This is a genomic window from Draconibacterium sediminis, from assembly GCF_000949475.1.
GTDB lineage: Bacteria > Bacteroidota > Bacteroidia > Bacteroidales > Prolixibacteraceae > Draconibacterium > Draconibacterium sediminis.
Genome location: NZ_JRHC01000001.1, coordinates 2,001,451 through 2,014,306 on the forward strand (window position 1 = coordinate 2,001,451; position 12,856 = coordinate 2,014,306).

Genomic DNA, 12,856 nt, shown 5'->3' on the forward strand with positions numbered 1-12,856 from the left:
AATTATGAGATATATAACTTTAATATTTGCATTCCTGCTCATACTGGGGCTAAGTTCTTGCGAGGATTTTTTAAACCTGGCACCGGAATTGGAAATTTCAGAAGGGGATGTATTCGAAAACTACCTGTCTACTCAGGGATTTCTAGATAACTGCTACAAAGCATTAGAGAACAATTATTCCAATTGGAACGGACAAGGACTGCAACGTAACCATGTGGATGCAATGAGCGATTTTGCCGCCAGTACCTATGGTGCCGCAATTCGTAATATTATGAACACTGGAGACTGGTATAACCGTGGTGGAGCATCTGAGGTTGGTTATGACAACGGAGGAATTGGTGGTGAAAACGGGGCCATTATAACAAATGCCTTTTATAGTATCCGAGTTGCGAATAAAATAATAGCCAAAGTTCCTGAAATAGTTAGTATTACCGACAGCGAAAAAGACTTGCTACTCGGTCAGGCTTACTTTATGCGTGCCTGGAATTATTTTGAAATTATCAGGAGGTGGGGAGGAATGCCTGTTTTCGATAAAATCTATGAAGTGGACGATGAACTGGATATGGAACGTTTGACATACCAGCAATCTACCGAGTGGCTGATGTCCGACTGCGACGAAGCATTTCAACTTCTACCTGAAGAATGGGATGCTGCTAACACAGGGCGTGTAACAAAAATTGCTGCATTGGCCTTAAAATCGATGGCAGCCATTTATGCAGCCAGCCCGCTAATGGATAACCCGGTTGGGGTAATCGATAATCATGGGTATAATAAACAGTGGAGCGAAACTGCAGCGAAATGTGCATACGATGCCTTGAAATATATCAAAGACAAATATCCGGAAAAAGATATAACCAATGGCGTTCCTTACGAACACATCTTTTATCATGAAGGGTTTGTAGGGGCGGAATCGCTTTGGTATTTCAATTCAACAGGTAAAAATAGGAATCCGGATATCCCAATTCATTTCCAGAATATTCGCTTTTCAAAACGAAACGGTAACTGGGGATGGGCAGTTACAACCCCTTCACAAAATCTGGTTGATATGTTCGAACTAGCCGATGGAACTCCGTTTGATTGGAATAATCCGGAGCATGCAGCCAGTCCATTTACCAACAGAGACCCTCGTTTTTATAATAATATTTTATACCCCGGAAGAGATTACGGTGTAGACAACAAGAATAAAACGATGTACCTGGAAACTTGGGAAGGTGGACGGGATCTTAATTCAAACTATACACGTAGCGTGCCAACCGGATACCTTTGTATTAAGTGGTGGTGGCCCGAAGCAAACGGATATACCAACGGGCATAGTTTATACAACTACAATGCTATATATATTCGTACTACCCAGTTGTATCTTGATTATGCCGAAGCAATGAATGAAGCCTACGGCCCCAATTCAGATCCTGAAAACTATGGTATGACAGCGGTAGAAGCTATTAACGCAGTTCGTAACCGGGTTGGAATGCCCGGGGTTCAATCTCAATTTACCGGTTCAGCAGATTTATTCCGCGATCGTATTCGCAACGAAAGGGGAATTGAGCTCATGTTTGAAAATCATAGGTGGTTTGATATTCGTCGCTGGATGATAGCAAAAGACTTGTTTAGCGACACCTATCCTATAAAGGGAATTAAAGCAATTGATACTACACCGGGACAAAAAGACGTGTCACAAAAAGAATTTACCTACAGTGTAAAGGATGTTGATTCCGAAATACGTGTGTTTGATACAAAGCACTATTGGTATCCGATATCCAGAGACCACGAGTTCCAGTTGTCTAATTTTAAACAAAACCCTGGTTGGTAGAAATCATTCAAAATAGCAGACAAATGAAAAAAAATAGCAAAATAACATACCAACTTTCAATGATAATGATATTTGCAATATTGTTTACCAATCCGGTTTTTGCCCAAAAGGGGAAAGGTAAGCGTGCAAAGAAAGCAATCATTGAAGTGGCATCTGTTTTGACCAATGAGGCAGGAATGCCCATAAAAGACGCTTTGGTTGTTGCCAACGAAGGTGCCAACCAAATATATACCGATGAGAAAGGAGCCTTTTCGCTTAAAGTAAGCGAAGGTTCTGTACTTCTGATTGAGGCCTTTGGCTATGAAACGAAGATGATTAATGTAAATACAGGAGAAGTTGTTCCTTCGCAAATTTCTTTAGCAGTTGCCCCCGTTTATATGGGGCAAAAAGATCGGGTAACCTTACCAATGGAGGTTCAGGAATATCGCCGTAACATTGTTGGGGCGGTAACAACGATTCAGGGTGCGCAACTGGAATCTCAATTGGAGCCTGAATTAAGCAACACGCTTCAGGGACAAGGAATGGGACTGATTGCCCGAACGAATACCGGAGGAATGGCAAACAATCCTGCCAGTTTATTTCTTCGCGGACTGCACAGAGACGGACAAAATGAAGCAATTACGGTTGTGGATGGTATTGAACGCCCTATAGATGATTTAATGGCAGAAGAAATTGAAACAATTGAACTGTTGAAAGATGCAACCGCTAAAATCCTCTATGGGCCACGAGCCGCAAACGGAGTAATATACGTGACTACTAAAAAGGGAACAAGCCATAAAAAAGAGATCAATGTGAGTTTGGATTATGGTATTGGGACTCCGAGCCGGATGCCTGAATTTCTGGATTCGTATAATTATGCTGTTCTTTATAATGAAGCAAGGAAAAATGACGGTCTGGTGCCTTATTATACCGATGCTGATATTCAAGGCTATCAAAACAGTAAGGGACCAAATGATTTACTCTACCCAAACGTAGATGCCTACAATTATTACCTCAGGGACAATGTAAACTATACAAAAGCAACTACGGAATTTATGGGAGGTAACGACGCTTCACAATATGCGGTTGTGTTAGGTTATCTCGGATACTCAGGCTTGCAGGATGTAGGGGCTCAACCGGCTAAAAACCGGTTCAATATCAGGGGGAATCTCAATGTAAAAATTACCGATGCCGTAAGTGCCTTTATGGGGGTTGCCGGACGCATCGATTATTGGAAAACCGGAGGGATAAACCATGCAGAAACTTTTTCCCGTTTAAGTACCCACCGACCAAATGAATATCCTGTTTTTATTGAACATGAAGATGCACCGGTGTCGAAGAAGTTTCCAACCCTGGGCGGAAGTTTCGACAGGGCAGGTAACATTTATGGAGCTCTGGCTTTTGGTGATACGCATGAAAATTATTTAAATGGGCAGGTGAATTTCGGTATGAAATTTAATCTTGATGAATTAACAAAAGGACTGACCGCCAAAACTTTTATCACTTTCGATAATTATTTTACGGGAACCAGGGTTTTAAATCAGGAGGCACCAACCTATGCCCAACGTTGGATTACCGGCCCTTCGGGACAGGATTCGCTAATTTTTGTAAAAACGCAGACAGAGAACAGGAATACCGATTATACACTTTCTACAAGCAGTAATATCCGTAACTCAGGTATCAACGGACAATTCAATTACAACCGGGCATTTGGAGGGCATTCACTGAATGCAGACCTGGGATTAATGTACTTTAATAAACAAGTTCCCGGTTACGATCAGGACATTACTAACTCAAATAGTTTTCTGCGGGCCAATTACAGTTATAGCAACAAGTACATTGCCGAACTTGATTTGGCACTAATGGGCAGTAATCGCTTTGTAGAAGGTAACCGGACCCAAATGGCCTATGCCATTGGCGCAGCATGGATCATGTCTGAAGAAACATTCATGGAGCAATCAGATGTTGTGGACTTTTTAAAACTTAAAGCAAGTTGGGGAGTGCTGGGATACGATGCAGCCACAAGTCATTTCCTATACGAAAACAGATGGTATAATAATGGAAACGTTAGTTTCGCAGAGCGTAATACCAACGGCCTTACCCGCACAACCTTAGACCTGATAGGGAATCCTGATCTGGGTTGGGAGAAATCAAGGGAACTTAACATTGGTGTTGAAGCCATTTTGTTACAAAACAAGTTAAGTTTTACGATGAACTACTTTAATGAACTTAGATATGATATCATTCAAAAAGTAAGTGCGGAGCACAGCGCCATTTTCGGAGGTCTGTTCCCCTACTACAATTGGGGGAAAGTAAAAAACAGCGGAATAGAAGCGGAAATTCAATGGACTGAACGGAAAGGCGATTTTGAATATTCGTTGGGTGCTAACATGATTTATGTGAAAAATGAGCTGGTAAAAGGGAATGAAGTTGAATATCCCGACCAGTATAGGAGCACAATTGGTCTTCCAACTGATGCTATTATGGGATACCAGTCGCTTGGTATTTACGGGAAAGATGTTGCGCTGGCCGGTGCTCCACAGCAAACATTTGGAAAATATGGTATTGGATCATTAGCCTATGCTGATTTGAACGGCGATATGGTGATTGATGACCGTGACCGGAGCCAAATTGGCAATAATTTCCCCAGAACAAGTTTAGGAGTTGATGTTGATTTGAAATACAAAGGATGGGGACTTTATGTTCTGGGGACCTCAGAATTAGGTGTTGATGCCTGGATGGACAATGCCTACTTCCGCAACGCTGGGAATGGGAAATACTCGGTTTTGGCTTTAGACAGGTATCATCCGGTAAACAATCCCGAAGGTGTTTCTCCTGCTTTAACTACAACACAGGCTGATAATGATTTTGCAGGTTCCGACTTTTGGTTGGTAAACAGCAGTTTTTTCCGTTTGAAAAACATTGAGCTGAGTTATACATTCACTTTTAAGGAACCAACGGCTGTGGCCAAAAACATAAAGGTTTATACCAGGGGAAACAATTTGTTAGTACTATCGAAAATGAAAGATTTAGATCCGGAAGCAATGAATTCCGGCGTTAACAATTATCCTGTAATGACAACTGTTGCGGCAGGTGTATCAGTATCTTTTTAATCACGAAAAATGGAAATTATGAAAAACATTAAATATTTAGCCATTTTGTCATTGTTTCTCGGATTGTTTAGTTGTGATGATATTCTTGACACCAAACTGGACGACCGCTATGGTGACGAATGGACATGGGGCCTTCCATACAAGGCCGAGGGTGTGCTGCTGAATGCGTATGCCAATATTCCCGGGCAGTTTGATAATTACGGCAACAATTTTTTAGATGTAATTACAGACAATGCCGTTACCAACGATTTTGGTTCAAGTATGTATCAAATGGCTTTAGGTGGCATTAGCGCAACCAACCAACCGGTAGGTAACTGGAGTACTGCCTACGACCAGTTCAGGAATATTAACTTATTCCTGGAGAATGGATTGGAAGACACTATTAGTTACAAGCTTTCCGATCCCGCCATTGATAAAGCCATTAAAGAGCGGCTATATGGCGAAGCACATTTTTTACGTGCATGGTGGGGAATGGAACTGTTGAAAGTTTATGGTGGTGTTGCTTCCGACGGCGAAGCGCTGGGCTACGTAATTAGCACCAGCACAATAACTGATGAAGACAAAGAAAGCGTTGCCAACCTGCGTCGAAATACTTACGAAGAATGTATCGCGCAAATTCTGATGGATTGTGATACGGCCATTGCCTATTTACCCATGGCGTACGATGCTTCGATGGATGGTTTCGACAGCGACGAAATTGGTCGTGCAACTCAAAAAACGGCTTATGCATTAAAATCGCGTGCGGCATTGTTTGCTGCCAGCCCGGCTTATCAACCCGAAAGCAGTTATTCCGGTTCTTCTGACGATTTGATTCAAAAGTGGGAGCGTGCAGCAGTACTTGCTTTTCAGGCAGTAACTGATGGCCAGTTGGGGAATTATTCAGCTTTAAAAGAAAATATGATGTACGGAGGTAATTTAAATGTCACTCCCGATGATTACCTGCTTCGTAAATTCCACAACAACAACAGTATGGAGAATCGTAATTTGCCCCCATTTTTTTTGGGTAATGGTTACACCAATCCATCTCAGAATTTAGTGGATGCTTTTCCGGCTTCCAACGGATTCCCGATTACAGATCCTCGTTCCGATTACGATCCGCAGAATCCTTATGTGGACAGGGACCCCAGGTTAGCCCTTACCGTAATTTACAACGGCGCTTCAGTTGAGCAGGGTGGCCGTGGTGCCGAAATTTATTTCGACCAGGACAGTGGAAAACCAGGACTGGATGCGCCTGGCTACGACTACAAAAATACGCGTACTGGATATTACCTGAGAAAGTGGATTTCAAACCAGCCCGGAATGTTGATTGTAGGCGAGAAGAAAAACGACTTTCACATGCATGCCGTGCTAAGGCGCGCAGAAGTGTATTATAACTGGGCCGAAGCAGCAAACGAAGCCGTAGGACCAACAGCAGTTGTTCCGGGTACCGACCGTAGCGCACTTGATATAATGAGAGACATCAGGAAAAAATCAATTGGTGTGAATAATGATATCTATCTTGATGAAATTGCTGCTCAGGGAAAAGATGCGTTCAGGGAGTTGATCTTAAATGAAAGAAGGATTGAGTTTGCTTTTGAGAATCAGCGTTATTTCGATTTGAGAAGGACTTTGCAGCCACTTAATGAAGGGGTTAAGGGAGTTACAGTGAATAAAACAGGCGACATGTTTACCTATGTTGGTACTAATCCTAACGCCGAATCTCTTATTGTTGAAGACAGGCCATTCTCAGATATGAAATATTATTATACGCCTATTCCTTATAGTGAGCTTCTGAAAAGTCCAAATATGAAGAATAACAAAGGGTGGTAATCATAAAATCAAAAATTATGAAGATTAAAAATTATATTATTTATTGTTTACTGGTCCTGCCACTATTGTGGGGGTGTAGTGAATACGAAGATTACGTGGAAGATTACGATTATTCTGCAGTATACTTTGGTACTCAGAAACCGCTACGGACAGTAGTGGCCAGAGACGTAATGCAATTTAAATTTGGTGTTGCTCTTGGTGGCAAAAGAGAAAATACCGTTTCCGAAACTGCGAAATATGTAATCGATCCGAACTTGCTTCAAACAGTTGAAGGAGCTGACCAGTTTACGCTTCTCCCAACTGATTACTATACACTTAGTGATGATGGTGAATTTGTAGTATCGGCCGGAGAATTTATCGGTGATGTTACACTCACGTTGGATAAAGCGCTTTTTACTGCCGATCCGGATGCAGTTGCCAATACTTACGCTTTGCCGGTTCGAGTTACCGAAGCGACTACTGATACTGTTTTGGCCGGTATGGATTATTCCATTATTGTGGTGAAGTACATCAGCCCATATCATGGCACATATTACTCAAAAGGAGTAGAATATGAGCTGGATGGAACAGGAACACAGGTAAATTCGGTCGTTTTTAGCAATAAGGATCTAAGTAAAAATATGACGAAGGATTTCTCTACGCTTGCTTTAAATACGATAAGTACAGACAAAATTTCTGCGGCCACAAACGGACAAATAGATTTAACCGTAGGCACTGATAACTCGGTCGAGATTACAACAACAGCTGTTGATGTTTCCGAGAATAATTCGGTATATGACTCGGAGTCTAAAACGTTTTTTCTTGACTATAAATTCGAAAAATCCGGTACACTCTACCATACCTTAGATACTTTGATTCTTCGACAGGATCCGGAGGCGGATCTTCGCTTTGAAGAGTGGTAATAGAAATATCCAATTCTAACGGCAGGAGAGGTTCTTCCTCTTCTGCCATTATTTTAAAGAAACAATCTGAATGATGAATTTTGGTAAAATAATTCCGGTGTTTATGGCAGCAATTCTCCTTGCTGCCTGTCAACCTACCGGAAAAACTGCTGATAGCAAAACGGTTAACAAAGAAACCCCGAATATTATTTATATCCTGGCTGATGATCTGGGATATGGCGATCTTGGTTGTTATCAGCAAAAAATTATTAAAACTCCCCATATTGATCAATTAGCCCAAAACGGGATGAAATTTACCCAGCATTATTGTGGTTCGTCAGTTTGTGCTCCATCCCGCTCGTCTTTGTTAACCGGGCAGGATACAGGACATACACCAATCCGTGGAAACAAGGAAGTCCAACCGGAAGGACAGGCCCCACTACCGGCTGAATCAGTTACAATTGCCGAACTATTGAAAAATGCCGGATATATTACTGGGGCATTTGGCAAATGGGGATTGGGTTATCCGGGATCTGAAGGCGATCCAAACCACCAGGGCTTTGATGAATTTTTTGGGTATAACTGTCAGCGCATGGCGCATCGTTATTATCCTGAGTATATCTGGCACAATCAGGAGAAAATATATTTAGAAGGTAATGGATGGAAGAATACCGTGAGCTATGCGCAAGACGTTATTCAAGAAGCAACCCTGGAATTTATTGAGAACAATAAGGATACTGCTTTTTTTGCTTTCATTCCTTACATATTGCCGCACGCTGAATTGATTTCACCCGATGATTCTTTATTACAACAATACAGTGGAGAATTTTCTGAAATTGCTTTTGAGGGATCGAAAGGAGCTGATTACGGCGACAGCCTCGTTATATGGAAATATTGTTCACAAAGACAACCACGTGCTACATTTGCATCGATGGTAAGCCGCCTCGATGTTTATGTCGGGCAAGTTGTTGAAAAATTGAATCAACTTGGCCTTGCTGAAAATACAATTATTATGTTTGCAAGCGATAATGGTCCACACCAGGAAGGCGGTGCTGATCCTGATTTTTTTGACAGTAATGGAGAACTGAGAGGATATAAACGTGATTTATATGAAGGAGGAATCCGTACACCATTTATTGTGTCCTGGCCTGGTAAAATTGAGGCAGGTTCTGTTTCCGATCATATTTCGGCTTTTTGGGATGTGATGCCGACCGTTGCAGAGTTGGCAGGTGTTACGGTAAATGTGTCAACTAATGGAATTTCTTTTTTACCAGAATTATTGGCCGATACTGCAAACCAGCCCAAACATGAATACCTGTACTGGGAATTTCATGAACGTGGCGGACGGAAAGCAGTAAGGATGGGCGACTGGAAAGGGGTACAATATAATTTGGCAGGAAAGAAATCGCCCGAAATTCAGTTATTTAATTTGGCAAAGGATATCGGTGAACAAGAAAACCTCGCAAGTCAATATCCCGATATCGTTGAAAAGATAAGCGACATCATGAATGGGGCAAGAATATCTTCTGATGATTTCAACTTTAGCATGAACACTTTAAATGGCAACTAACCGGAGTCGGTGTTTATGGTATGTACCTTTCTGCATGAAGGGACCATTTGAAGTCATAGTATAAAGTTAATGTATATTAATTTGATGAAAATATCAATATGTTTTAGATTGTTGGCGGGCACCATATTTCTGTTATTGCAGGCGTGTTCGGTTTCTAATAAAAACAGCATAACCAAAACCCCAAATGTTATTTTTATAATGGTAGATGATTTGGGATGGACCGATACCGGTTTTATGGGAAGTGATTTTTACGAAACGCCCAACCTGGATGAAATGGCATCGGAAAGTTTGGTTTTTACCAACGCTTATGCCGGGGCTGCCAATTGCGCGCCAAGCCGTGCCTGTTTGATGTCTGGTATGAACTCGCCCAGGACAGGTGTTTTTACGGTTTCGCCATCCGACCGCGGAAATGCAAAAACCAGAAAACTGGTACCAATTGAAAATACTGAATTTCTTGCCGACAGTGTTGTTACAATGGCAGAAATGTTCAAAAGTGCCGGGTATATAACTGGTAATTTTGGGAAATGGCATATTGGCGAGGATCCTACAACGCAGGGGTTTGATATGAATGTTGGTGGCGGACGATACGGACACCCAAAAAATTATTATGCTCCTTACAAAGTGCCTGACATTTCTGCCCCCGAAGGTGAATACCTTACCGATCGGTTGACCAACGAAGCAATCCGGTTTATAGAGAACAACTCGGGAAATAAGTTTTTCCTTTATCTCCCTTTTTATACGGTACATACACCTATTCAGCCCAAACAGGCAATCAAAAATAAATACATTAAAAAGAAAATTTCCGGGAACCATGATAATCCCGCTTATGCGGCAATGATTGAAGTTATGGATTATAATATCGGGCGAATACTTAAAAAGCTTCAACAACTTAAGCTGGAGGATAACACGCTTATTGTTTTCACTTCCGATAATGGTGGGTTATTCTCCGTTTCAAAACAATATCCGATGCGAGCAGGAAAGGGATCTTATTACGAAGGAGGTATTCGTGTTCCATTGATGATTAAATGGCCGGGAACTGTTCGCTCCGGTAAAACCGACATGCCTGTAACAAATCTCGATTTTTATCCGACATTTGAAGAATTGCTTGGTACCGGGTTTAAGACAAATCAACCTGTAGATGGTAATAGTCTGATACCAATGCTAAAGGGGGGAGTACTTCTCCCCGAACGGCCCATTTTTTTCCACTTCCCAATTTATCTGCAAGGCAACAAACAAATTGCAGACGAAACACGCGATCCGCTGTTTCGAACTCGGCCGGGCTCAGTTGTTCGCAAGGGAAACTGGAAATTGCATTATTATTACGAGGACCAGGCGTTCGAGTTATATAACCTGGCCGTTGACATCGGGGAAACAAAAAATCTTGTTGATGAATACCCGGAGGTGAAAAAAGAACTTGAACGGCTATTAAACGACTGGTTAAAAGAAACAAAAGCTCCGTTGCCAACTAAGGCAAATCCGTTTTATGACGCTTCATTTGAGAAAGAAGCTATTCAAAAAAATAGTTTATAACTAGATTTGGTTAATCGTTTTTGTTAAAAAGACAAATTTATACTGTATTAAGATTCAAATCCTGAAAAGAATATTTTTATGAGAAAAACAATTTTGACAGCTATAATCGTGTCCATTTGTTTATTTAGCTGCTCAACGGACCAAAAATCAGAATCTGTAAAACCTAATATCATCCTGGTGTTTACTGATGATTTTGGCTATGGCGACATGGGAGCCATGTTTCAAAATAAACGAGGTGAAGAAAACAAGCGGAATAATCCCTGGGCTTTTACGCCGAAGTTGGATATATTGGCACAAGAAGGGGCTTTGCTCCCTCAACAATATTGTGCAGCACCAGTTTGTGCGCCGTCACGGGGGTCGCTGCTAACCGGACTAAGCCAGGGGCATGCAAACGTTCGGGATAACCAGTTTGATAAGGCGTTGGCAGACAACCATACCTTGGGAACAGTATTACAGGCCGCCGGATACAATACTGCTGCTTTTGGCAAGTGGGGCATCCAGGGAAAAGGAAAAGGCCCGGACTGGCCAGCCCACCCAAATAAAAGGGGTTTTGATTACTATTATGGTTATATTAGGCATGGTGACGGACATGAACATTATCCGAAAGAAGGTGTGTATAGAGGTCGGAAAGAGGTTTATGAAGATTATAACGAAGTATCCGCCGGTTTAGATAAATGCTACACCGCAGATTTGTGGACTGCTGCCGCTAAGCAGTGGATTATTGATCAGAAACAGGACAAAGAGGCAGACAAGCCATTCTTCGTATATCTTGCTTTCGATACTCCTCATGCCGTTCTGGAATTGCCGACACAGGCTTATCCAGAAGGAGGAGGTTTGAAAGGAGGCTTACAATGGCTAGGTGAAGCCGGACACATGATTAACACTGCTTCCGGAGAAGTTGATAGCTACATTCACCCGGATTATATGAATGCGACCTGGGACGATGATAATAATCAGGATACGCCCGAAGTACCGTGGCCGGATGTATATAAAAGGTACGCCACAAGTACACGCCGCATCGATGATGCAGTGGGTGATTTGGTACAATTGTTAAAAGATTTGGATATAGACGAAAATACCGTCATTATTTTTGCCTCGGACAATGGCCCGTCGAAAGAGTCATATCTTGAAGAAGGTTATAGTCCTGAATTTTTCCAAAGTTACGGGCCGTTCGATGGGATTAAGCGTGACTGTATGGAAGGGGGAATACGTGTACCGGTAGTGGCTTGGTGGCCCCGTAAAATACCCGCAGGACAAATAATAAATACACCTAGTATTTCGTACGATTGGCTTCCAACGTTTGCCGAAATTGCGGGAGTTCCGGCACCGGTAAATACTAACGGTGTTTCATTAGTTCCATCGCTTACCGGGGGTGGCGAACAAAAAGAGGGTTTAGTTTATGTGGAATATTTTCAAAAAGGAAATACACCAAAATATGCTGATTTTACGGAGGAACACCAGGGGCGAAGGCGCAACCAAATGCAAATGATCCGATTTGGCGACCTTGTAGGGCTTCGTTACGACATACAATCACACAACGATGATTTTCAGATTTTTAATGTGAACAATGATCCTCAGCAGACAACAAACCTGGCTCTGAACATGGGGATGGATTTAGTTCAGCAAGAAATGAAGGACAAAGTGCTTCAGTCGAGAAGGCCGGATGCAACCGCCCCGCGACCCTATGACAACGAATTGATTCCTGCGGTAAAAAGCAATAATCAGTTACCCGGAATAAAATGGGCTTTTTATCCCGGACAGTTTCCTTGGGTACCCGATGTGTCGGGTTTATCTGAAGAGAAAAGAGGCATTGTAGAAAAGCTTGTTTTTGAAGGAATTCCCGATGAGCAGAATGGCGTTGTTTGTTTTTCCGGGTATATCAAAGCTCCCGCTGATGGTGAATACCAGCTAAAAATGGATGCCAAGTCGAATGCTTTTTTAAAGTTGCATGGTTGTAATGTTATTGACGAAGATTATGGATATAGTGCTGGTGAAATCCGTTCTGAAACGATAAGGCTACAGGCAGGAATGCATCCTTTCCAACTCTATTATCTTTGCAAAAAAGGTAGTCAGCCTAAAATCAACTTAAGATGGAGTGGCCCGGAAATTTCAGATCAACAAATCCCGTCCACCGTATTTTTTATGGACTAACACGAAGAGCAGA

General features: G+C 42.1%; 7 protein-coding genes. All 7 read left to right on the top strand.

What is annotated here, in order from left to right:
* The first annotated feature begins 4 nt into the window (after positions 1-4).
* The 7 genes from LH29_RS07840 to LH29_RS07870 all read left to right on the top strand — a co-directional run bounded on the left by LH29_RS07840 (position 5) and on the right by LH29_RS07870 (position 12,843).
* Positions 5-1,810, top strand: coding sequence for a RagB/SusD family nutrient uptake outer membrane protein (locus LH29_RS07840; protein WP_045027461.1), 1,806 nt, complete (start codon positions 5-7; stop codon positions 1,808-1,810).
* Positions 1,811-1,833: 23 nt separating this feature from the next.
* Positions 1,834-4,902: a SusC/RagA family TonB-linked outer membrane protein gene (locus LH29_RS07845; RefSeq protein ID WP_045028988.1), complete on the top strand. Its 3,069-nt coding sequence runs from the start codon at positions 1,834-1,836 to the stop codon at positions 4,900-4,902.
* 18 nt (positions 4,903-4,920) lie between these two features.
* Positions 4,921-6,711: a RagB/SusD family nutrient uptake outer membrane protein gene (locus LH29_RS07850; protein WP_045028990.1), complete on the top strand. Its 1,791-nt coding sequence runs from the start codon at positions 4,921-4,923 to the stop codon at positions 6,709-6,711.
* 17 nt (positions 6,712-6,728) lie between these two features.
* Entirely contained in the window at positions 6,729-7,613 is an 885-nt protein-coding gene (locus LH29_RS07855; RefSeq protein WP_157493614.1) for a DUF1735 domain-containing protein, read from the top strand.
* Between the two features lie 70 nt (positions 7,614-7,683).
* Positions 7,684-9,162, top strand: a complete 1,479-nt coding sequence (locus LH29_RS07860; protein ID WP_045027467.1) for an arylsulfatase — start codon at positions 7,684-7,686, stop codon at positions 9,160-9,162.
* 84 nt (positions 9,163-9,246) lie between these two features.
* Positions 9,247-10,692: a sulfatase gene (locus LH29_RS07865; protein ID WP_082063548.1), complete on the top strand. Its 1,446-nt coding sequence runs from the start codon at positions 9,247-9,249 to the stop codon at positions 10,690-10,692.
* A 78-nt stretch (positions 10,693-10,770) separates the two neighbouring features.
* A complete protein-coding gene (locus LH29_RS07870) occupies positions 10,771-12,843 on the top strand; it encodes a sulfatase-like hydrolase/transferase (protein ID WP_045027472.1) in 2,073 nt (690 codons plus the stop codon).
* Positions 12,844-12,856: the final 13 nt, after the last annotated feature.

Excerpts from the sequence above, each read along its gene's own strand:
- LH29_RS07865 (WP_082063548.1), top strand. The coding sequence starts at position 9,247 with ATGAAAATATCAATATGTTTTAGATTGTTGGCGGGCACCATATTTCTG.
- LH29_RS07845 (WP_045028988.1), top strand. The coding sequence starts at position 1,834 with ATGAAAAAAAATAGCAAAATAACATACCAACTTTCAATGATAATGATA.
- LH29_RS07855 (WP_157493614.1), top strand. The coding sequence starts at position 6,729 with ATGAAGATTAAAAATTATATTATTTATTGTTTACTGGTCCTGCCACTA.
- LH29_RS07860 (WP_045027467.1), top strand. The coding sequence starts at position 7,684 with ATGATGAATTTTGGTAAAATAATTCCGGTGTTTATGGCAGCAATTCTC.
- LH29_RS07840 (WP_045027461.1), top strand. The coding sequence starts at position 5 with ATGAGATATATAACTTTAATATTTGCATTCCTGCTCATACTGGGGCTA.
- LH29_RS07870 (WP_045027472.1), top strand. The coding sequence starts at position 10,771 with ATGAGAAAAACAATTTTGACAGCTATAATCGTGTCCATTTGTTTATTT.
- LH29_RS07850 (WP_045028990.1), top strand. The coding sequence starts at position 4,921 with ATGAAAAACATTAAATATTTAGCCATTTTGTCATTGTTTCTCGGATTG.